Source organism: Marivirga sp. (genome assembly GCF_035704835.1).
Lineage (GTDB): Bacteria > Bacteroidota > Bacteroidia > Cytophagales > Cyclobacteriaceae > Marivirga.
The window spans coordinates 62,088-84,889 of the sequence record NZ_DASSWQ010000023.1; the positions used below are offsets into that span (position 1 = coordinate 62,088).

Sequence of the window (22,802 nt, forward strand, 5' to 3'; positions counted from 1 at the left end):
ATCCTGAGAAATAACTTTCGTTATTTTCTTTTGTGTTCTTTTGCTTCTTTTGTGGTGGGAATTTGCTAGTTGTACAGATGAACAAACTTTATTTTTTAACCACAAAAGAGACAAAAGAGAACAATAGCTTTTTCGCTCAAGCGAAAATCATGTTAATTCTATATGCTTAGTTTAGTAGTATTTATAATCTACCTCTCCAAATCACTATCCTAGTATCCCCTTGAGGGGGTTATAGGGGTGTTTTATAGTCTTTCGTTAATTTTATTTTCAATTAATGTTCTGAAAGCTTCAATTTTAATATTGCTTAAAACATCAGATGCAAAAGCATTCAATAACATTGATTTTGCTGTTTGCTTATCTATTCCTCTTGCTCTTAAGTAAAATAACTGATCCATATCCAATTGACCTACAGTGGCACCGTGAGAACATTGAACATCATCTGCCCAAATCTCCAATTGTGGTTTTGTATCCACTTCAGCATCATCAGAAAGCACTACATTTCTATTCGATTGAAATGCATTGGTTTTCTGAGCATCTTGTCTCACAAATATTTTACCGTTGAAAACGCCTCTCGATTGACCATCCAAAATTCCTTTGTACATCTCATTACTTTCGCAATTGGCAACTTTATGGTCTACTACTGTATGATTGTCAACATGAGTTTTTCCATCTAACAAATACAATCCGTACATATTGGTTTCGGAATGCTCTTTATGAATAGCAATGCTTAAATTATTTCGAAGCATAGCTCCATTTAAACTTAAAGTCACGCCATTGAAAACAGACTTACCAAGCTGGTGAACCATAGTGGCGCCAACTTGAATAGCCTGATCAGATTCATTCTGGTATTTATAATAGTTGAAAACACAATCGTCTTCCACCACAATCTCAGTGACTGCATTAGTGAAACTTGTATTTTCACCTAAAGTAATATAAGACTCAATCAATGAAGCTTGGCTATTCTTTTCTGCAATCACCAAATTTCTCGGCTGACTAATTACGTCTGCATTTTTCGCGTCATTAAAATAATAGCAAGCAATTGGTGTTTCTACTACTGCGTTTGCATCAATTTTAACAAAAACGCCACCATTTGTGAAAGCGGTATTCAGTTCAGAGAAATTATCAGCTCCTTCAATTTCGTGCGTATTGAAATGCTTATCAAAATCCTCAGCATAATCATCTGCTGCAGTTTTGATAGCTTGGATATGCACTCCTTTCGGAAGCGTATCCATATCTGATAAGTCATTATTCAATACTCCATTTACAAATACCAAACGAATGGCATCCAGCTCAGGAATAAAGTATCGAGAAGCTTCATCTAAACTAAGGGAAAAGCTATTGTCTGACAGATTTTCAACATTGAAAAGCTTACCAAAAATCTTGGCTATATTACTGTACTTATATTCTTCATGCTTTGCGTGAGGAAAACCAAGCGATCTAAAATTATCGATGGCTTGTTTCCTTTTTGCGTGCAATGGCTTTTTGCTTTCTCCATTTAGAGAACTTTCAAAAGCTTCAAATTGCCCGATGAAAAATTTATCTATATCTTCTTTAATCAATTTACTCATATGTACTGCTGATTAAAATTATGCAACGCCTGCTTCTTCCTTAATCCAATCGTAGCCTCTTTCTTCAAGCTCCATTGCCAACTCTTTACCGCCCGTCTTTACTATTTTTCCATTAAATAAGACATGCACAAAATCAGGAACGATATAATCTAACAGCCTCTGGTAGTGAGTCACTACGATTGTGGCATTATCCTCATTCTTTAATTTATTAACGCCATTTGCAACGATACGTAAGGCATCAATATCCAAACCTGAATCAGTTTCATCCAAAATGGAAAGGGTAGGCTCAAGCATGGCCATTTGGAAGATTTCATTTCTTTTCTTTTCCCCACCAGAGAAACCCTCGTTTAAAGAACGACTCAATAAAGCCTGGTCAATTTCAACCAACTTCATTTTTTCTTTCATCATCTTTAAAAAAGAAACAGCATCTAATGGCTCCAATCCTTTATGCTCACGGATTTTATTTAAAGCCGTTTTCATAAAATTAGTGGTCGTTACACCTGGGATTTCAATAGGATATTGAAAAGCTAAGAAAACACCTTCTTTAGCTCTTTCATCCGCTTCCAATTCTAATAAATCTTTTCCATTGAAACTGATTTCACCAGAATCAACTGTATAATCTTCTCTACCTGCTAAAACAGAAGCTAACGTACTTTTTCCAGAACCATTTGGTCCCATGATAGCATGCACTTCACCTGGCTTCACTTCCAAGTTGATGCCTTTTAATATTTGTTTACCTTCAATTGAGGCATGTAAATTTTTAATTGATAACATTAGATATATGCTTATTTCAAAAAATTATTCTTCTTTCTATTTATTTTTTTGGTTGGTGTTTCACACACCTGAGAGCAATTATTTCAGTTAGTGACCCACTAAACATTCTCTCACTACCCAATACCCATTACTCACTACTGTATATTACCCGACAGAACCTTCTAGTGTCAAGGCCAATAATTTCTGTGCCTCAACTGCGAATTCCATTGGTAAATTGTTCAATACTTCTTTACAGTAACCATTAACAATCAATGCTACTGCACTTTCTTCATCAATTCCTCTTTGCTGACAATAGAAAATCTGGTCTTCACCAATTTTTGAAGTAGTTGCTTCATGCTCAACCTGTGAAGATTTGTTTTTAATTTCTATATATGGGAAAGTATGTGCTCCGCATTTGTCACCCATTAATAAAGAGTCACATTGCGAGAAGTTTCTTGAATTTTCAGCTCTTTTATGGATTTCCACCAAACCTCTATAAGAGTTTTGACTTCTTCCACCCGATACGCCTTTAGAAACAATTCTACTTTTGGTATTCTTACCAATGTGAATCATTTTGGTTCCTGTATCGGCCTGCTGCATGTTATTTGTTACTGCAACTGAGTAAAACTCACCTTGAGAATAATCTCCCTTTAGAATACAGCTAGGATATTTCCAAGTAACAGCAGAGCCTGTTTCTACTTGTGTCCATGCAATTTTAGCATAATCACCAGCACAAATTCCTCTTTTGGTTACGAAGTTGTAAATACCACCTTTACCATTTTTATCTCCTGGATACCAGTTCTGAACAGTAGAGTATTTTACTTCAGCATTTTTTGCCGCATAAATCTCCACAACCGCTGCGTGTAATTGATTTTCATCACGCATAGGAGCAGTACAACCTTCTAAGTAACTTACATAGGAATCGTCTTCTGCTACGATCAAAGTTCTTTCGAACTGACCCGTATTGGCAGCATTGATTCTGAAATATGTAGAAAGCTCAACAGGGCATCTTACTCCTTTTGGAATATAGCAAAATGAACCATCAGAGAATACAGCTGAATTTAATGCTGCGTAATAGTTATCATTAGAAGGAACAACTGAACCAATATATTTTTTCACCAATTCAGGATGCTCTTTTACAGCTTCACTGAATGAGCAAAATATAATTCCTAGTTCTCCTAATTGCTTTTTGAAAGTAGTTCCCACAGAAACAGAATCCATTACGGCATCTACCGCAACTCCGGTTAACCTTTTTTGCTCTGTAAGAGAAATACCTAATCTTTCGAAGGTTTTTCTCATTTCAGGATCTACCTCATCCAAGCTTTTAGGCTTGTCTTTTGCTTTAGGAGCAGAGTAGTATATTATATTTTCGAAATCTGGTTTTGGATAATGCACATTCGCCCACTTAGGCTCTGTCATTTTTCTCCAATTCCTGTATGCTTTTAATCTCCACTCCAAAAGCCATTCCGGCTCTTCTTTTTTGGCAGAGATAAATCGTACTATATCTTCGTTTAGCCCCGGAGGAGCTGAGTCTGCTTCAAAATCTACTGTCCAACCATGCTCATATTCTTTAGAGGCAAATTCTTCCAGTATTTGATCGTCTTTACTCATATATGAATTATTTAGACTAATTTCAATTAAGCTACAAAGCTAACATAATTCACTCGTTTATGTTACCAAAATGCTATATTTTTTAGTGATAGATTAATAGATGTTTGCTATCATTGAACTGTACGATTTGTGAGCTGGTTGTGTTGGATTTTGAGAGAGAATACAGTACAAGTATCGAGTATCGAGTATCAAGATTCAAGAAAATAGAATCAAGAACCTAGCACCTAGAATCTAGAAGCGAGAATCTAGAACCTAGAATTTAGACTTTTTGGTTTTTCTTAAGTCTGCTTGCCATATTTGTTTCTTTGTTCTTTGTACTTTGTTCTCAATACTTATAACCTATAACTTAAAACTTAATCTCATAACCAATTGATTTGCAGATGATTTTGCCAAATTACCCACAACTGTATTAATGTTGTATCAAATAGCTCTATGTAAGAATAATATTTTTTACTAATTTCCCAACCCGAAACGAAAAATTAAAATTAAATATACGACTATGAGCGATTTTCCATGGTACAAGCATTATCCGACAGGAGTACCGAGAGAGATTAACCCTGATCAATATAAAAATCTTCCTGAATTATTTGAAGAAATCTTCCAGAAGCATGGAAGCAGCGAAGCCTATGAAAATATGGGCAAAGTGCTGACTTACGCTGAAGTAGATGAATTATCGAACAATTTTGCTGCATATTTGCAAAATGAAGCTGGTTTGAAGAAAGGCGATAGAATGGCTATTCAGATGCCAAACTGTCTGCAATATCCAATTGCGATGATTGGTGCTCTGAAAGCAGGAATCATAGTCGTGGGAACCAACCCGCTTTATACTGCCCGTGAAATGGCGCATCAGTTCAAAGATTCTGGTGCTAAAGCTATTGTGATTGTAGCCAATTTCGCTAGTAATTTGGAAAAAGTCTTAGGCGAAACGGAAATCAAAACCGTTATCGTTACCCAACTAGGTGATATGCTTGGTGGATTAAAAGGGGGCATTGTCAACTTTGTGGTGAAGAATGTCAAAAAGATGGTCCCTAGCTATAATTTGCCAATGGCCATCAAATGGAAAGATGTTTTAAAGAAAGGTAAAAACCATAGCTTCAAAAAACCACAAATTGACTCTTCTGATTTAGCCTTTCTACAATATACGGGTGGAACGACAGGCGTTAGTAAAGGCGCACAGTTGTCTCACCGAAACCTGGTAGCGCACACCATGCAAACCAAAGAGTGGTTTAAGCCATTGTTTACGGATGGTGTACAAGAGCAAATGATTACCGCTCTTCCGCTTTATCATATATTTGCACTAGCGGTAAATGGAATCTTAATGTTCAGCATCGGTGCTAAAAGCATTTTGATTACCAATCCGAGGGATATGCCAGCTTTTATTAAGGAATTAAAAAAACATCCATTTACGTTAATGACGGGTGTGAATACCTTATTTAATGGTTTGTTAAACCAGCCCAATATTAAAGAGGTAGATTTCTCTCATTTGAAAGGCTCTATTGGCGGAGGAATGGCCGTGCAAAGAGCAGTGGCTGAAAAATGGAGTGCTTTAACCGGTGGACCGTTGGTGGAAGGTTATGGATTGAGTGAAACTTCTCCAGTATTAAGTGTGAATCCTTTGGATGGAACGGAACGCATCGGCACGATTGGAATGCCAACTCCAAGCACAGATATGAAAATTTTGGATGAAGCAGGAAAAGAAGTGCCATTAGGGGAGCCGGGTGAGATTTGCGGTAAAGGTCCGCAGGTGATGTCAGGTTATTGGAAGAAGCCAGAATTGAAAGATACTACATTCTTTGAAGGCGATTGGTTCCGCACGGGAGATGTCGGGGTTCAGGATAAAGATGGTTTCTTTAAGATTGTGGACAGAATAAAAGATATGATTAACGTATCCGGCTTTAATGTTTACCCTAATGAGATTGAAGATGTGATTGCTGGCATGGACAAAGTATTGGAAGTAGCCGTAATCGGAGTGCCAGACGAAAAATCCACTGAGGTTGTGAAAGCTTTTGTGGTGAAGAAAGATGAAAGCCTGACCGAGCAAGAAGTCATAGATTTCTGTAAAGAAAATTTAACAGCTTATAAATGTCCTAAGTCGGTTTCTTTTGAAAAGGAATTGCCGAAGTCGAATGTGGGTAAGATTATTAGGAGGCATTTGAGGGAGCGGTAGCCTCCTGATCCCTAATGGGGGAATGTTGTCTGGAATTGGCTGTGTGGATAGGTTAAGTTAGTACCGCTAGGTCTAGGTCAGACAGGCCTGATTTTTAATGCAGATAAAAAAGAATAATGCTAGATTTATCAATTGTCAACTGTCAATTTGTTTTCTTCAAACTTTTCAACATGAAAACAAGTCAACCTGCCAACCTGAATCCTTATTCCCAAGCTAAAATCTTCTCTAAAGTATTTTTAAATTTTTGAGCGTTTTGATAGCCAGGAACAGACTGAATGGTTTTGAAATCTTCTTTAATATAAACGATAGTCGGGTAACCTGTAACACCCATTGACCTAGCGATTATCTGTGCTGTAGTAGTGTCTCCTGCCATAGTTATCGGCTCTGTACTTTCTGCATTTAGTTTAACTGCATAAAATTTTTCATTTACTATATCCACCACTTCTGGATCAGAAAAAGTGTCTTTATCCATTTTTTTGCACCATCCGCACCAGTTAGTGTAAACATCTACAAATATTTTTCTTGGCTCTTTCTGGTTCAGTTTATAAGCTTCGGTTATGGTGAGCCAATTAATTTCCTTTTGCAATCGTTTGTCAGGCTTAATGCTAAAAGAAAATATTGCCAGAAGTGCGATTCCTATTAAGATCTTTTTCATAATTAGTTACTTATCAATAATTACAAACAAAATTAAGCCTTTACAGATTCAAAGTTTGTAACCTTTGTGACTTTCTTGCTCATAATTCTTACATACATAAAAACTAAAGCAAATATTAATCCACAAACTGTTGCCATTGCACCAGCTATAGAAGCATTAAGTGCTACAGCTAAATAATAACCCAAAGTTGCACTGAGAAAACCTATCAGGCAGGTCAGCAAAATCATGGTTTTTAATTTTATACTAATTAAATAAGCTGTGGCCGCTGGAGCAATTAAAAAAGCGACAACCAAAATAGCTCCTACAGATTCGAAAGATGCTACTGTTGTAAAAGATACAAAAGCCATTAAGAGATAATTCCATAGTGTTGCTGAAATCCCTAAAGCCACGGCATACTCAGGATCAAAAGATGTGATTTTCAACTGTTTAAATCCGATAGTTACAAATAAAATAACAAATAAAAGGACTGTACCAATAAGATAAAGCGCTTTAGGACCAATGTCTGTCCCTGAAGGGAGAACGATAGTGTCTAATGGAACATAGGCTATTTCACCGTAAAGAACGCACTCTTGGTCTAAATCAACTTGACCTGTATAAGCTGAAATTAGAATTACACCCAACGCAAATAACCAAGTGAATGTCACACCAATGGAAGCATCTGTCTGAAGATTTCCCTTTTTGTGCAAAAATTCTATAATGATGGTGGTGAGCACGCCTAGAGAACCAGCGCCCAAAAGCATGGTGACGGAATCTCTACTTCCTGACCATAAGAATGCCAAAACAATACCGGGAAGGATTGCATGTGAAATGGCATCGCCAACCATTGCCATTTTTCGTAAAATCAAAAAACAACCTAAAATTCCACAGGCTATGGCAACTAAAGTACCCGTCAAAATGATATAAAAATCAGACATGAAATATTTTAAAGATAAGGCATCACCTAATTAAAGATGATGCCTAATTTGAATATTTATTCTACTATAAATTTGCCTTGCATAATTGCAACATGGCCTGGGAATGAACATATGAAATCATAAGTACCTTTTTCTGGTGCTTCAAAAGTTATGGTAGTTTCTTCACCACCGCCAATAGTTTTAGTATTGGCAATTACTTTACCAGTTTCTGATTGAGGTATGTAATCATTATCGGCAGCACTAGCAGATTTTTGTCCGAACTGCATGATATTAGTACCCTGCTTTAAGAGTACCCAATTATGACCCATTTGTTGTTTCGTCATTTCTCCTACGTGCTTCAATGTTAATTTAACAGTTGAGCCAGCTTTTACTTTCATCTCGTCCAAGTTAAACTGCATCTGGTCATTTCCTTCTATTGTTAATTCAACAACCTCTGATTCATCACCTTCATCTGATGCATTTTCATTTGATGTGTTCTCATTGTCTTTAGCTTGTTGTTGCATGATTTCTGAGGAAGTCATTTGACGCTCTTCAGAACTTGATTCTTCCTTAGAATCATTTCCACCGCAGGCTATAAATAAACTTATAGTTAAAATACTGAATGTTAATTTTAATATTCTCATAGTTTTATAATTTATAATTTCAATTAATCTTCTATTATACAATCGTATGATTAGTAGATATGTTTTACTAATTGGGGCTAATCATATGGTATCTTTGAATTATGTGGGTCGACTTCAGGATATCCCAACTTCTCCTCTAGTTTTTTTTCTATTTCAGGAGTTATTAAATGTTCAATGGTATCAGCATCTTCATGGACATGGTCTGGTGCAATTCTCAAATATTCCGTGAGATACAATTCCCACAGTCTGTGTAATTTCACTAATCTGGCAGCTTTTCGCTGCCCATAATCTGACAAATAATAGCCTTCAGTGGTTTTTCTTAAATAACCATGTCTTTTAAGCCGCTGAAGAATTTTTTTCATTAATCGAATGGTGTAATATCGCTGCTCTCTTAATTTTCCAATTGATTTAGCTTCACCAAATGAATTTTCATGTTCTGCAATTTGATGAAAGGCTTTTAAAATATTCTCATCCTGAATTTGTCTTCTATTTTTGGATTGTAAAAGTAACCTTGAAAAATAACCCTTACCAGGAGCAAATAGAATGGAGAATATGGCAAATATTGATAATACCATTACCACCCAAGGACCAGTTGGCATGTTGGGTGCGATGTAACTTATAAATGCGCCTGAAACTCCTGAAAAGCCTCCAATAAAAGCGGCCAAAACTAGAATGATGGATAAACTGCCTGACCAATATTTGGCAGCTGCCGTTGGAGTGATCAGTAGTGCAGCCATCAAAACTACTCCTACGGCCTGAATCCCTGTTACTACAGCTAAAACTGTCAATGAGCTTAATAAAAATTCTATCCATTTGACAGGTAATCCTATGGATTGAGCAAAATCTTTATCATATGTAATGAGCTTTAATTCTTTATAGAAAAGTAATATCATTACCACTAAGATGGTGCTTATGGCTGAAAATATAATAACATCTTGTGCCAACATACTTGCAGCTTTTCCAAAAAGGAATGAATCCAAACCCGTTTGTGCAGCATTTCCTGATTGCTGTATGTAGGTAAGCAGCATAATGCCAACTCCAAAAAAAACGGATAAAATTAATCCGATGGCGGTATCCTCTTTGATTTTTGATTTCTTTACAATGTAATCAATGGCTATAATCGAAATCCAACCAGTAAAAAATGCCCCTGAAATTAATAAAAAGTAATTTTTGGTTCCTCCTAAAATAAAAGCTAGACAAACACCTGGTAAAATAGCGTGGGCAATAGCATCGCCAATTAAAGCTTTTTTACGAAAAAAGGTAAATGCTCCAACTATAGCTGCACCAGCTCCTAAAATAATAGTACCCAATGAAACATAGACTACATTGGCATCATTAAAATCAAAAAAGCTTAGTGCGTTTTCCAGCATTTTATTCTCGGTTTGGGAATCTGTTTTTTTGAATTAAATCACTGATTTCTGTTAATAGGGTTAATTTCCCTCCATATGTTTCTTGTAGCAGTTCAGGAGTAAAAGCTTCTTCAATAGGTCCTGAGGCAACTAATCGCATATTTAAAAGTATAATCCAGTCAAAGTATTTAGCTACAGACTGTAAATCATGATGCACTACAATTACTGTTTTGTTTTCAGCTGACATTTCACCCAATAATTTAATAATGGCTTTTTCAGTAGCGGCATCTACTCCTGCGAAAGGTTCATCCATGAAATAAATATCCGCTTGCTGAGCTAATGCTCTTGCTAGGAATACGCGCTGTTGTTGCCCTCCAGATAGTTGAGAAATTTGACGCTTATGAAAATCTTCCATTCCTACTTTTCGAAGGCTATCCATCACTATTTCCTTGTCCGCTTTTTTTGGTCTATTGAATAGACCTAACTGACCATATCTACCCATCATGACCACTTCATAAACCGAAGTAGGAAAATCCCAATCGACACTTTCTCTTTGCGGTACATAACTTATTTTATGGCGCATTTCTTCCAGCGGCTTTCCGTTGATTTGAATGTATCCACTATTTAGGGGCAATAAACCCATAATAGCTTTTAGTAAAGTGGATTTTCCAGCTCCATTGGGACCAATTATGCCTATTAACTTTCCTTCTGGTAAACTTAAATCAACATCCCAAAGTACAGGCTTACGTTCATAGGCTACCGAAAGGTCATGAATTTCAATAATTGGATTATCTACTTGTCTAATCATTTTTTTCAGTTTTAGAATTATTTGACAATCCACTCACTATTTTTTCTACATTCGAATGTACCATACCAACGTAAGTGCCCTCAAAAGTTCCTTCTTTCCCCATTGCATCAGAATATAAACTTCCTCCGATAATTACATCATGTCCTTTACTTTTGCAACCTTCCAGTACGGCTTTTATGGCTTTTTCAGAAACTGAAGTTTCAGTGTAGATAGCTGGTATTTCATTTTCAACTATGAAATCCACTAAATTGCTCACATCCCTCAATCCAAATTCCGATAGGGTAGAGATACCTTGCAATCCTCGTACATCCATTTTGTATGCTCTACCGAAATATGCGAAAGCATCATGAGCTGTTACTAAGACTTTTTTATTTTCAGGAATTAAATTGATATGATTTTCTACTGCCTGATGAAGACTATCTAATTGAGTTGAATAGGTAATTGTATTATTTTGGTAAAAAGATTGATTTATACTATCAGTTTTAATTAATTCTTCGCTTAATAACTGAATAGCTTCTTTCCATAACTTTACATCAAACCAGATGTGAGGGTCATAGGCTCCTTGAAATTCCGTGTTGTTTATATAAGCGTTTTTTGGAAGTAATTCTGCCATGGCAATTACCGTTTTTTTACGGTTTAATTTTTGAATTATTTCTCCCATTTTTCCTTCCAGAAAAAGCCCATTATAAACGATGATATCTGCCGCTTGTAATTTCTTCAAATCACCCTGAGTTGCTTTGTATAAATGGGGATCAACACCAGGGCCCATCAAGACTTCAATTTTGGCCTTACTGCCTACAATATTTTCTACTGCATCCTTGATCATTCCGGTGGTACAAACGATATAAGTTTGACCTTCTTTTTTTTCTTTTGGACTACAAGAAAAAGCTAGAGGAATAATTAAAATTGATAGTATTATTTTAGTGTGTGACCAATACATTTTCGGCTACTTCTTTACTGATAAATAATTTATTTTTTCCGTCAACTAAGATCTCCATTGATCCATCGAACTCTACTTTTTCGGTAACTTTTGTTTTGGCTCCAAGGTAAATGCCGATGCGATCCAAATGTTGTAAAAACATGGAGTTGGTATCTTTTACTGCCACTACAATTCCATCTCCTAAAATCTCAACTTCAGCTAAAGGTACTTGAGGCTTTTCTTTGAATAATCCATTTTCATCTGGAATGGGATCTCCATGTGGATCGAACTTTGGATGCCCTAAAAAATCATCTAATCTTTGGATGAGTAGGGGGGATTTTATGTGCTCTAATTGCTCAGCAATTTCATGAACTTGGTCCCAGTTAAATTTTAATTTCTCTACTAAAAAAACTTCCCAAAGTCTATGTTTTCTGATGACTTGCAGAGCAGCAGTTTTACCAATTTCAGAAATTTTCACACCTTGATATTTTTTGTAAACCACCATTTCTTTTTCAGAAAGTCTTCTTAACATATCCGAAACTGATGCAGCTTTTGTATCCATTTCTTCTGCGATAGAGTTAGTGGAAACATCTGTTTCTCCGGCATTTGAAAGATGATATACAGCCTTCAAATAATTTTCCTCAGCAAAACTAAGTTTCTTCATTTTAATGGAAATTTAATGCAATATAAAATAAAATTAGATTAATCTAAAAATTATTTTAATTTTTCATTAAAAGTCCATTTTACAGAATTTAAAACGATTTTTTCAATAGTTAAGGTAAGACTAAAAATTTATTTAGATAAGATTTTATCTATAAAATCAAGTAAAGTATTCTCTTGACTCCACCATTGAACATCGCTTTTTGGGTTGTGGAGAAAGAATTTTCTGGATTTTATTTCATGAATAAATGCGGGTATGTCTGGATTGTAAAAATCTGCGGATATTCCAGCCTGATATTGATTTAAAAAAGCTATCCATTCTTTCTGTGGAGGGATTACCATAGGGATGCCCAAAGCCAGGTAATCATATATTTTAGTAGGGAATCGTCCTGAAATATTGGGATTCAATTGATATGGCAATAATGCGACATCATAATTTTTAATTTCAGATATGATTTCTGATTGGGCAACTGGTTTAGAACCTGTTTTTAAATGAATGAAGTTAATTCCTGAAATTGCTGATTTAACTTTATTAATATATTGATTGTCAGATGAATATCCAATTATCATTAAAGTTGTATTTTGGTTTATTTCATGTAATTTTTTGCAGAATTCAATTGCTTCTAACGTGCCATATTCTTCACCAATAGTACCACTATAAATATACCTAACTGCTTCATGATTTGAAAAATCAACCGGTTCATAACTTTGTTTTAAGGGAATAACTGATTTGTTTAAAAGCTTGATATAAGCCTGATTATGTATGAATTTAAGTTGCTTTTCATATATATCTTCAGCTAGAAAGTAGCCATCCATTAATTTCTTTGAAATCAATTCAGTGAACTTAATGTAGAGAATTGCTCCGTGTTTAATTATTCCCTTATATATCGGGTTTTGATGTACATTAAAACGATAATTTTCACGAATATCATAGATGATTTTTGTGCCAAATAAAATTTTGATGAGAAAGATAACCCACAGTAATTCAGGTGTATTAACTATTATGATTTGAGGTTTTAATTGAAGATATATTTTCAGTACTGCGCTGGAAGCTGTCAGTCGTTTCAGTGAGTTTCTTCTGAATTTAAAAATTGGATGAAGAAAAATATTTTTGCTTTCAACTTTCTTTTTTGAATCAAAGCCTATGATATTTACCTCATATTTATTTGTTTGCGCTAATGATTGTCCAATCTTATAACAAGAGCGAACATCATCCGCTGGTTTAAGTACTGAGGCAATTAAAACTTTTATTTTATCATCCACAGATTAAAGATATAAACAGAAAATGGAATTTAAAGAATTTATTGAAAAGGCTTGGGACAATAGAGAATTGTTAAAAGATAAAGATACACAGATAGCGGTAAAGACTGTGGTTGAAGAATTAGACCATGGTAAAATTAGAGTCGCTGAGCCTGATGGCGAAGGAAATTGGAAGGTAAATGAGTGGATAAAAAAGGCTGTAATTTTATACTTCCCTCTTCAAAAAATGCAAACTATAAATGTTGGTCCTTTTGAATTTCATGATAAAATTAAGCTTAAAAAAGGCTATGAAAAACTTGGAGTTCGAGTGGTTCCTCACGCAATTGCAAGATACGGTTCTTTCATAAATCAAGGCGTAGTGATGATGCCTTCCTATGTAAATATTGGAGCGTATGTGGATAGCGGAACCATGGTTGATACTTGGGCAACTGTGGGGAGCTGCGCTCAGATTGGTAAGAATGTTCACCTTAGTGGAGGCGTAGGAATTGGGGGAGTTTTAGAGCCCGTTCAAGCGGCGCCAGTTATTGTTGAAGACAATGCTTTCATTGGTTCAAGATGTATAATTGTAGAGGGAGTTCGAATTGGAAAAGAAGCAGTTTTAGGTGCGAATGTCACGTTGACTGCAAGTTCAAAAATTATAGATGTTACTGGCGAAAAACCAGTAGAATATATAGGTTATGTGCCTGAGAGATCTGTAGTGATTCCAGGTTCTTTTACTAAGAAATTTCCAGCAGGTGAATACCAAGTTCCTTGCGCTTTAATAATCGGAAAGAGAAAAGAAAGTACAGATAAAAAGACTTCTTTAAATGCTGCATTAAGAGAGAATAATGTTGCAGTTTAATCGTTTGGAAATTGTTTGGCATTTAATTTGTGAAGAAGCCTATTTATGAATAAAAATTTGATATTAATTTGCCTTTCTAACTTAATGATATTTTCTGCTGTAAGTCAGAAAAATTATCAGGATTTATATTCTGAAACTCCACAGGAAGACTTCCCAGAAATTGAGTATGTTCCATTCGAAGCTGGAGAAGAAATTGAATATAAAATCTACTACAGTTTTTTTACTGTTGGGAAAGGGTTATTAAAAGTTCAGAAAAACCTATATAAAATTAATAACAGAACTGCTTTTAAAGTTGATGTCAGAGCTAAAACTACTGGTATGGTTGATTGGGTAGCCAAAATTGATGACCATTGGGGTGGTTACATTGATACTGAATCTTTAATACCACATCAAGCTTACAGATTTATTCAAGAGGGGAACTACAGAAAAACCGAATTTGTAAATTATGATCATAATTCGCAAATGTTAGAAGTAAAAAGTAAAGGTAAAAATGATGATTTTGATGAACCAATGTATTATGAATTTCCACCCCAAATTAGAGATTTGATAAGTGGTTTTGCTTACTTCAGAGCTGTTAATTTTGATACTTTAATGCCAAATGATACCATTAAAATCCCTGCTTTTTTTGAAGATACCTTCTATAATTTAGAAGTTGTTTATTTAGGGGATGAAACATTAGATTTAGCAATTGGAAAAGTTAGGGCACACAAGGTTACCCCTGTGATGCCTGAAACCAAAATATTTGATGGGGAAGATTCTGTTTTAGGATGGTTTTCTGCAGATAAAAATAAAATACCACTTAAAATTAATGCTGAGTTGTATGTGGGTTCTGGTGGTTTGGAAATAACTTCTTTCAGGAATATTAAGTATCCTATTAACTTTGACATGAGTAAATAGATATGATTGTCGTTAAGTTAAGGCATACTTTTCTTCTTCCATCAGCAGGATTAAGGATGAGTTTTAACTATAAGCTTAACTAAACCTCCTTGAACTAGATGTAGAAACAATTTTCTAAATCTTTAGCTATTCCATTTTGATTCAATTAATTTTGTTTTTTGAAATTTTATTCTCAAATAATGAAGTATATATATATTATAATTTTAATGACTATTGGTTTGGGTTCTTGTGATGAGAAAGATGAACTTGAGAAAGCAAATGAATATTACAACTCTGGCGATTTCAAGAAAGCAATTCAATCTTATGATGAGCATTTAAAAATGAAACCAGCAGATGAAATCGCACTTTACAATAGGGGCAGGGCTTATGAAGAACTAGGTCTTTACGATAAAGCAATAAAGGATTTTCTTAAGGTAATCGAAATTGCCCCAACCAACATAGGAGCATATCTAAGTTATGGAAAACAGTTTTACAGAGAGAAAGATTATGATAACGCAGCTTTTCAATTTGAAAAAGCATATAAGTTAAATACAAATTCTTCTCAATCTGCCACTTTATTGGCAAGAGCTTATCATAAATCAGGAGAAGTGGAAAAAGCAATGGAGTTTTACAATATTGCCATTAATAATGATAATGAAAATGCAGAAGCATATCTGTATAGGGGAGCACTCAAAATCCATTTAAATCAATCAGGTGGCTGTAATGATATTAAGTTAGCTGAAAATATTGGTTATAAGGGAGCAAGGGATTTGTACAAAAAATATTGCAATTAATATTTAATATTTTCTACTACGATAAAAGTTGAAGGATAAAATTCTTCAACTTTTTTTGTGTCCAATTTTATAACAAAAAAGGCAACCGAAGTTGCCTTTAAATAGTAGCGAGAAGCAGATTTGAACTGCCGACCTCAGGGTTATGAATCCTGCGCTCTAACCAACTGAGCTACCTCGCCATAAAATGTAAGTGATACTTAAAACTATATAAATCCTTTTGATTTAAATCTCCGTTTTAAATTGGAGTGCAAACATAAGGAATAAAGATTTCATAATCCAAAAAAAATGAAAAAGAATTTATTGTGATATATCATTTTTAATCATAACTTATCGATCGTAAAAAGAACAGATTATGGCCTTAAAAAAATTTATCGGAGATTTCGAAATCAACGCATCCAAAAAAATGTTATATCCGTACATCAGTACAGCAAGTGGCTTGTCTCAATGGTTCGCGGATGATGTAAATATAAATGAAGATAAAGAATATAACTTTATTTATGACGAAGAAGACCATCATGCGGTTATGGCTGGTCATAGAGTTAATCAATATGTAAAATTTGAGTTTCCTGAAGAGGGAGAAGATGATGATCCTGCTTATGTTGAAATTCATCTGGATGAAAATGAGCTTACCCAATCAATGTACTTGAAAGTAGTGGAATATTCAGATTTTGAAGATGAACAAGAACAGTATGAGGTATGGGAAGGATTGATAAATAATTTGAAAGAAATAGTTGGAGGGTAAAAATTCTCGTATTTTTGGAATCTTTATTAATTCCATGTGTTAGGAGTAAAGTTTTAGGTATATTCTTTAACAGTTTCATATATCGTAATTATTAAAATGAAATATTATTTTTTAGGTCTCATTTCCCTCTTTTTATTTACATCTGAATTTTCTTTTGCACAAGGCCAGAAAGAAACTCTTAATTTTCATTATGAAAGTGCCCAAAAAGCGATGAATAATGGAAACTATGAAGAAGCGAATATTCAATTTAGGGAAATTTTGAAATTAGGAGTTAAACTTCCTTCTGAAATGCCTTATCTTTTTGCAAAAACGTTATTTGAAGTTGGTCAATATCAAAACAGTCAAAGTTTTTTAGAAAAATATTTTGAAATAATGGGTAAAGCAGGAATCTATTATAAAAATGCCGAAGAATTAAAAAAACTAATTGACTTACAACTTAATAAAAGTTTGTCTTGTGACTTTTGTGATTTTAGTGGTTATAGACTTGATAGTTGTGTCACTTGCAATGGTGAAAAACAATTACTCAAAAAATGCGATTATTGTGAGGGAAAAGGAAAAGTAAGTTGTACTGCTTGTAGTGGTGACGGTGTTCTCATTCAGTTGGGTACTATGGGAAATAGAAGCTATAAAACCTGCCATCAATGTAAGGGGATGGGTTTTAATATTTGCCCTGTTTGTGAAGGAGAAAAAGAACTCTATACTTATTGTCCTAATTGCTTAGGAAGCGGACTCACCAGTACTGAAGCCATTTGTAATCACACAGAGAACAATTAGTCAGGAATTATTATATTCATAAATTAAATAGTTAGACGGTAATTAATTTCTTCACATTAAAGTATACTTCAAGTTCAAAACTTAAAGTAGATATGGAAAAACCATTAAATGGTTTTTCCTAATGACTATTTAATCGGTTGTTGTAAACCATTCATCTAAAATATGATTTAATTTCAAATCATTTCTTCAGAATATATATAACACTATTAAAAAAATGACTTACTTAGTTGAAAATTAATTAAGTGATAAAAATTATAAATAAATTACATTATGTCTTATTGTAAAGTGCTTGAATACAAAAGTGTTAAGATAGTTTACACTGATATAGAAAATACGAATGGAAATGAGGCGATTCCTGCATTTGATGCAGTGCAAAAATTAGTAGCTGAATTTCCTGATAAATCTGTATTATCATGTGTTAATGCTACTAATGCTAGATTTAATAAAGAATTATTATCTAAGATAAAAGAAACGGTTAAAAAGAATAATCCAAAAGTGAAAGTAACTGTAGTGTGTGGTTTAAGTAAATTATCTACTTTGATTCTAAATTCAATTATTGCAGCTACAGGCAGAAAAATGAAGCTTTTTGATTCTGTAGAAGACGGAAAAGAATGGTTATATCAATATGAATTAAAAAGCAATGAGCAATCCGCTTCAGCATAATCCATTAATTTTTATGAAGATTTAAAATTGACCTGATTGACAACAATCGGGTTTTTTTATGCTTTTTAATAAAGAGGAAGAAAGTGTTTATTATCTTCGGCTTTGCATAAAAAAAAGATAATGCCTGTAGTTAAAAACAATCAGTATAAACGACCATTTTACTTATTTAATCAGCATTTAGAGACTATTGTGCCAAGTGCTTTGCGTAAAGTGACCGGAATTCAATATGAACGAGAAAGAATTGAAACGAAAGATGGTGATTTTTTAGATATAGATTGGGTTCGTAATAATAATTCAAGACTTATTATTGCTTCTCACGGGTTGGAAGGTAGTTCTGACCGCCCTTATATTATGGGAGTAGCCAAATTATTTAGCGAAAATAAATGGGACATATTAGCCTGGAACTGCAGAAGCTGTAGTGGAGAAATGAATCGAAGGGAGTTTCTATATCATCATGGGTTTACGCAAGACGTTGAAGAAGTAGTTCAGAAAGCATTAAAAGGTGGATATAAAGAAATTGTGATGATAGGCTTTAGCATGGGTGGAAGTTTGACTTTGAAATATGTTGGAGAAAATGGTAAAGACCTTTATCCTGAGATCAAAGCAGCAATGGCTATAAGCGTTCCTTGCAATTTATCGAGCAGTTCTAGAATGTTGGCACTTAAGAAAAATAAATTTTACCAAAATCGATTTATGCGAAAACTGGACATTAAGCTACGAGAAAAAAATCAGCAATTTCCTAATTTAATTGAAATCAAACCGTGGAAAAGCTTTTCAGATTTCCACGAATTTGACACTCATTATAGTGCGAAGATATTTGGATATAAAGATGCACAAGATTTTTATGATAGTGTACAATGCTATCCTCATTTAAAAAATATAACAAGGCCGACTTTAATTTTGAATGCTTTGAATGATCCAATGCTAACTGGAGACTGTTATCCCAAATCAGAAGCTGAGCAAAACCACCATATTGAACTGGAATTAACCAATCATGGCGGCCATGTTGGTTTTTTGCAAAAAGGAAAAGTACATACTTATGCAGAGGAAAGAGCACTTTCTTTTTTTAATAATATTTTGAGTAAATCTATATGAAAAAAGAAGTCGTTCATTATCTTGAGAACTTCTTAAATGACTTTCAATACTTTAAAATTGATGGATATGATGCTTTTCATCATCAATTCTCTGGTGGAAGTAAAATAATAGTGATTAATTCCACTCCCTATGAAGATGGCTTAATGCTGGAAATTCAATTGGCTATTAGAATTGATAAAATAGAAGAATTAGTATTTGGCTTTTATAATCAAGAAAAGGATAAACTTAGTTTGAGTTATTGGGAAAGTTTATCTCAAATATCAAGTGAAATCCCTAAAAGGAATTTTATTCAAAATGAAATTGAGCTTTTGAAGGTCATTTCCGAAGTAGAAAATGCATTGGTTAAAAAAGGATTTAATTGGCTAGATGATTTAGCTGATTTGAATAAATGGACCGATTATTTTAACAATGTAATTTTTAATAGCATTAAAAAACCATCGAATATTTTCAAAATTTGTCAAAGAAGTTATGTGCTAAGAATTATAAAGGAAGAAAAGATTACAGATTCAGTTTTTTATGACTATTACGAACAATTGCAAAATTGCAAGGTACAGAACATCAACTGGAAGAATTTATTGATTTTAAAAATTATATTCGAAAGGCAATTATTTAAATAATTCCTCACACTCTTTTGCCAATATTCCACCATGAATAATGGGTGCATACCATGATTCGGCTGCCACTTCTTGAGCTCTAATATTGATTTGATTACCATATTTTGCAGCCGTTGGAATATCACAACCGTAAATTACTTCTCCAACTGCCGCCCAGATTATGGCAGACATACACATAGGACAAGGTTCACAAGTAGTGATGAGCATCAGTTCATCTGGACGATCATAATCCAATTGTTTGATTTTTTGAAGCGCATTAATTTCTGCGTGGGCTGTTGCACCATCTAAAACAGTGGTGTTATATCCGCTTAAATGCTGACCTTCAGGGTCTACCAATACGGCTCGAAAGGAGTTTTACTTTCCTTAGCTAAATCAATCGCTATTTTCATCCAAAATTCAGTATTCATTTTTCAAAATTTTAGTTCAGTGAGTGCACTGAATATCCATAAATCAATTTATACTTTATATTATAATAGGAATGAATTGATTTCTGTTCATTAGCGCAGGCTTTTTTATTAAGGGTGCATTGGAATTTCAATATTGTTCTTAGATTTGCCTAACTTCAATTTTTGAAATTAAATGAAAAATATATCAAAAATTATTATATCACTACTTTACAGCCTTTCTATTTTCCTTCTTATATCATGTGATACTAATCAAAAAGAGGAAGAAAATGTTTTAAGTGCTATTAATCAAGAAGTTCGAAAAAATAGTAAGGCTTACGCAAATTTAGAAAAAATCACTACAGATATTGGACATCGGTTAACTGGCTCAGAAAATGGAGCTAAAGCTGAAGAGTATACTTATGAGTTATTGAAGTCTTATGGATACGAGGACGTAAGGTACCATGAGTTTGAAGTTGAGGCCTGGGCTCGCGATACAGTCCGATTAGAAATCAATAATGAAGAAGTAGAAGAAGTGGTATCTTTGGGTCATTCTCCCGTTTCAGCTGATGTTCAGGGTCAAGTCATTGATGTAAATAATGGATTAAGAGCTGACTTTGATAGCCTTAAAAACGAGATTAAAGGGAAAATAGCTTTAGTGTATATCGGTATTTTGGACGGAAGTCCTGAAGGATTAAATAATATTCATCGTTCTGAGAAAACTGCTTTAGCAATTGAATATGGTGCAAAAGGAATCATTATTTCAAATCAAGTTCCTGGTGGGGTATTGTTAACTGGAACTGCATCTGCAACTGGCAGCCTGATTGATATTCCTGCTATTTGTATTAGCTATGAAAAGGGCATGGAATTGAAAGAAAAACTTAAAAACGGTAAGGAGATTTCTGCTCATATTCAAATGAGCAATACCAGTGAAATAATTAAATCAAGAAATGTAATTGCTACACTTCCGGCAGTCGAAGAAACAAATGAAAATATAATCATTGGTGGGCATTTAGATAGTTGGGATCTGTCTACAGGCGCAATTGATAATGGAATTGGGATTGCTGCTATTTTAGATATTGCAAGGACCTATAAAGCTCTGGATTTAAAACCAAAAAGAAATATTCAATTCGTAATGTTTATGGGTGAAGAGCAAGGCTTGCTTGGTTCTAAAGAAATGGTGAAAATGCTGGCAAATGAAGGGAAGTTGGAAAATGTGGCCTATATGATGAATATTGATATGAGTGGAAATCCTAAAGGTTTTAACGCTGCTGGTCGAGAAGAAATGGTACCAATTTTTAATGCGATTGGTCAAAAAATTCAATCTGTTGATTCAAGTTATGAAAATATGAACGGCAATACTGCAGGTTTGCATAGTGACCATCAATCATTCATGATGGAAGGAGTTCCGATTGTAGGATTAGTTGGGAATTTAGAAAGCAAAGTTTATAGCTATTATCATTCTAATGGAGATGATTTTGATTTAGTAAATAAAGAACACCTTGAAAATACGGTTCGATTAAGTGGGATGTTCCTCTGGGAATTAGCGAATCAAAATGAAATACCAGCTAAAAAATTAGATTTTGAGCAAACTAAGGAATTTTTAATTGAGCAAGGTTTAAGAGAAGAGTTGGAATTGGGGAACTCATGGAAATGGGGAGAGTGATAATTAATAATTACGAATTAACAATTTTTAAATTAAAGGAAGAATAATTAACCAATAAAAGAATATTTATGGCAGAATTTGAATTTGATGGGGATAAAGCAAAAGAGTCCTTTCATAAAATAGTAAAAAATATCCGCTTGATAATTGTAGTGGTAGTAGTTTTGGCAGCTGTTATTAGTACCTTCTTTCAGGTAGGAGCAGAAGAAGTGGGTGTTGTAACTCGACTAGGGGCATATAATAGAACACTTGAGCCTGGTTTAAATTTCAAGATTCCTTTTGTAGAATCAGTAATAAAAGTACCTGTAGAGCGTCAACAAAAGCAAGAGTTTGGTTTTAGAACCACAAGTGCTGGAGTTCAGTCTACTTTTACAATACGCGGTGCAGAAGGGGAGTCTTTAATGTTGACTGGTGATTTGAATTTGGCAGATGTTGAATGGGTTGTTCAATACAGAATTGATAATCCTTATAGCTACTTATTTAGGGTAAGAAATCCAGAAGAAACTTTAAGAGATATTTCTGAATCTGGAATGAGACAAGTAGTGGGAGATAGAACAGTAAATGAAGTACTTACAGTGGGTAGAGCAGAAATTGCAGCAAAACTTAAAATTTTAATTCAGGAGATTTCAAATGAATATGAGTTAGGATTAAGGATTGAACAAGTAGTTTTACAAGATGTAACGCCACCCGAGCCAGTAAGAGCAGCTTTTAATGCTGTAAACGAAGCACAACAAGAGAAAGAGACCTTAATTAACCAAGCGAAATCAGAATACAATAAGGTAATTCCCAAAGCCAGAGGTCAGGCAGAAGAGACTATTCAAAAAGCAGAAGGTTATGCAATAGAAAGAGTGAATAATGCTGTAGGTGAAGTGGCTAGGTTTAATGCTCTTTACGGTGAATATATAAAAGCTCCAGATGTTACAAAAACTAGGTTATACTTGGAAACCATGCAGGAAGTAGTGCCCAAGTTAGGAGATAAAATCATTACAGATGAAGAAGGAGGAAACGTATTGCCATTATTAAATATGGCTACACAATCAAGTAAAGCTGTAAATCAGTAATTATTTTTT

23 protein-coding genes and 1 tRNA gene are annotated in these 22,802 nt (G+C 34.2%); 11 read left to right on the forward strand and 13 right to left on the reverse strand.

Annotated elements, in window-relative coordinates:
* Positions 1–242: 242 nt before the first annotated feature.
* From sufD to sufB, 3 genes are all read right to left on the reverse strand, one after another.
* A complete protein-coding gene (gene sufD / locus VFM92_RS03895; RefSeq protein ID WP_325120883.1) occupies positions 243–1,568 on the reverse strand; it encodes a Fe-S cluster assembly protein SufD in 1,326 nt (441 codons plus the stop codon).
* An 18-nt stretch (positions 1,569–1,586) separates the two neighbouring features.
* Entirely contained in the window at positions 1,587–2,342 is a 756-nt protein-coding gene (sufC, locus tag VFM92_RS03900) for a Fe-S cluster assembly ATPase SufC (RefSeq protein ID WP_325120884.1), read from the reverse strand.
* Positions 2,343–2,486: 144 nt separating this feature from the next.
* Entirely contained in the window at positions 2,487–3,932 is a 1,446-nt protein-coding gene (sufB, locus tag VFM92_RS03905; protein ID WP_325120885.1) for a Fe-S cluster assembly protein SufB, read from the reverse strand.
* A gap of 499 nt (positions 3,933–4,431) precedes the next feature.
* On the opposite strand from sufB, the gene VFM92_RS03910 reads away from it, so the two are divergent.
* Entirely contained in the window at positions 4,432–6,099 is a 1,668-nt protein-coding gene (locus VFM92_RS03910) for an AMP-binding protein (RefSeq protein ID WP_325120886.1), read from the forward strand.
* A 202-nt stretch (positions 6,100–6,301) separates the two neighbouring features.
* Here VFM92_RS03910 and VFM92_RS03915 read toward each other — a convergent pair whose 3' ends face one another.
* From VFM92_RS03915 to VFM92_RS03950, 8 genes are all read right to left on the reverse strand, one after another.
* Complete coding sequence (locus VFM92_RS03915; protein WP_325120887.1) at positions 6,302–6,754, reverse strand: thioredoxin family protein; 453 nt, start codon at positions 6,752–6,754, stop codon at positions 6,302–6,304.
* A 32-nt stretch (positions 6,755–6,786) separates the two neighbouring features.
* A complete protein-coding gene (locus VFM92_RS03920) occupies positions 6,787–7,668 on the reverse strand; it encodes a metal ABC transporter permease (RefSeq protein ID WP_325120888.1) in 882 nt (293 codons plus the stop codon).
* Positions 7,669–7,724: 56 nt separating this feature from the next.
* Complete coding sequence (gene azu / locus VFM92_RS03925) at positions 7,725–8,291, reverse strand: azurin (protein WP_325120889.1); 567 nt, start codon at positions 8,289–8,291, stop codon at positions 7,725–7,727.
* Between the two features lie 77 nt (positions 8,292–8,368).
* Positions 8,369–9,661, reverse strand: coding sequence for an iron chelate uptake ABC transporter family permease subunit (locus tag VFM92_RS03930; protein ID WP_325120890.1), 1,293 nt, complete (start codon positions 9,659–9,661; stop codon positions 8,369–8,371).
* A gap of 1 nt (position 9,662) precedes the next feature.
* Positions 9,663–10,448, reverse strand: coding sequence for a metal ABC transporter ATP-binding protein (locus VFM92_RS03935; protein ID WP_325120891.1), 786 nt, complete (start codon positions 10,446–10,448; stop codon positions 9,663–9,665).
* Positions 10,441–11,388, reverse strand: a complete 948-nt coding sequence (locus tag VFM92_RS03940) for a metal ABC transporter solute-binding protein, Zn/Mn family (RefSeq protein WP_325120892.1) — start codon at positions 11,386–11,388, stop codon at positions 10,441–10,443. Before VFM92_RS03940 ends, VFM92_RS03935 begins: the two co-directional genes overlap by 8 nt.
* Entirely contained in the window at positions 11,369–12,031 is a 663-nt protein-coding gene (locus VFM92_RS03945) for a metal-dependent transcriptional regulator (RefSeq protein WP_325120893.1), read from the reverse strand. The genes VFM92_RS03940 and VFM92_RS03945 overlap by 20 nt, the downstream gene beginning before the upstream one ends.
* 128 nt (positions 12,032–12,159) lie before the next feature.
* A complete protein-coding gene (locus VFM92_RS03950) occupies positions 12,160–13,290 on the reverse strand; it encodes a hypothetical protein (RefSeq protein WP_325120894.1) in 1,131 nt (376 codons plus the stop codon).
* A gap of 22 nt (positions 13,291–13,312) precedes the next feature.
* Here VFM92_RS03950 and VFM92_RS03955 point away from each other — a divergent pair, with 22 nt between their 5' ends.
* The 3 genes from VFM92_RS03955 (at position 13,313) to VFM92_RS03965 (ending at position 15,798) form a co-directional block, all read left to right on the forward strand.
* A complete protein-coding gene (locus tag VFM92_RS03955; RefSeq protein WP_325120895.1) occupies positions 13,313–14,128 on the forward strand; it encodes a 2,3,4,5-tetrahydropyridine-2,6-dicarboxylate N-succinyltransferase in 816 nt (271 codons plus the stop codon).
* A gap of 45 nt (positions 14,129–14,173) precedes the next feature.
* Positions 14,174–15,025: a DUF3108 domain-containing protein gene (locus VFM92_RS03960; protein WP_325120896.1), complete on the forward strand. Its 852-nt coding sequence runs from the start codon at positions 14,174–14,176 to the stop codon at positions 15,023–15,025.
* A 179-nt stretch (positions 15,026–15,204) separates the two neighbouring features.
* A complete protein-coding gene (locus VFM92_RS03965) occupies positions 15,205–15,798 on the forward strand; it encodes a tetratricopeptide repeat protein (RefSeq protein ID WP_325120897.1) in 594 nt (197 codons plus the stop codon).
* Between the two features lie 105 nt (positions 15,799–15,903).
* On the opposite strand, the gene VFM92_RS03970 is transcribed toward VFM92_RS03965, so the two are convergent.
* Positions 15,904–15,977: transfer RNA gene (locus VFM92_RS03970), tRNA-Met, on the reverse strand.
* A gap of 173 nt (positions 15,978–16,150) precedes the next feature.
* Between VFM92_RS03970 and VFM92_RS03975 the strand changes: the two genes are divergently transcribed.
* The 5 genes from VFM92_RS03975 (at position 16,151) to VFM92_RS03995 (ending at position 19,689) form a co-directional block, all read left to right on the forward strand.
* Positions 16,151–16,540: an START-like domain-containing protein gene (locus VFM92_RS03975; protein WP_325120898.1), complete on the forward strand. Its 390-nt coding sequence runs from the start codon at positions 16,151–16,153 to the stop codon at positions 16,538–16,540.
* Positions 16,541–16,636: 96 nt separating this feature from the next.
* A complete protein-coding gene (locus tag VFM92_RS03980; protein WP_325120899.1) occupies positions 16,637–17,314 on the forward strand; it encodes a molecular chaperone DnaJ in 678 nt (225 codons plus the stop codon).
* 270 nt (positions 17,315–17,584) lie between these two features.
* Positions 17,585–17,977, forward strand: a complete 393-nt coding sequence (locus VFM92_RS03985) for a hypothetical protein (RefSeq protein WP_325120900.1) — start codon at positions 17,585–17,587, stop codon at positions 17,975–17,977.
* A gap of 120 nt (positions 17,978–18,097) precedes the next feature.
* Entirely contained in the window at positions 18,098–19,072 is a 975-nt protein-coding gene (locus VFM92_RS03990) for a YheT family hydrolase (protein ID WP_325120901.1), read from the forward strand.
* The gene (locus VFM92_RS03995; RefSeq protein WP_325120902.1) at positions 19,069–19,689 is read left to right on the forward strand and encodes a hypothetical protein; all 621 of its coding nucleotides are present in this window, start codon (positions 19,069–19,071) and stop codon (positions 19,687–19,689) included. Before VFM92_RS03990 ends, VFM92_RS03995 begins: the two co-directional genes overlap by 4 nt.
* On the opposite strand, the gene VFM92_RS04000 is transcribed toward VFM92_RS03995, so the two are convergent.
* Positions 19,678–20,022: a nucleoside deaminase gene (locus VFM92_RS04000; RefSeq protein WP_325120903.1), complete on the reverse strand. Its 345-nt coding sequence runs from the start codon at positions 20,020–20,022 to the stop codon at positions 19,678–19,680. The two genes, VFM92_RS03995 and VFM92_RS04000, sit on opposite strands and share 12 nt — an antisense overlap.
* Positions 20,023–20,265: 243 nt before the next feature.
* Here VFM92_RS04000 and VFM92_RS04005 point away from each other — a divergent pair, with 243 nt between their 5' ends.
* Together VFM92_RS04005 and hflK are read left to right on the forward strand one after the other, a co-directional pair.
* The gene (locus VFM92_RS04005; RefSeq protein WP_325120904.1) at positions 20,266–21,735 is read left to right on the forward strand and encodes a M20/M25/M40 family metallo-hydrolase; all 1,470 of its coding nucleotides are present in this window, start codon (positions 20,266–20,268) and stop codon (positions 21,733–21,735) included.
* A 68-nt stretch (positions 21,736–21,803) separates the two neighbouring features.
* On the forward strand, positions 21,804–22,793 hold the full coding sequence (gene hflK / locus VFM92_RS04010; RefSeq protein WP_325120905.1) for an FtsH protease activity modulator HflK: 990 nt from the start codon (positions 21,804–21,806) through the stop codon (positions 22,791–22,793).
* Positions 22,794–22,802: the final 9 nt, after the last annotated feature.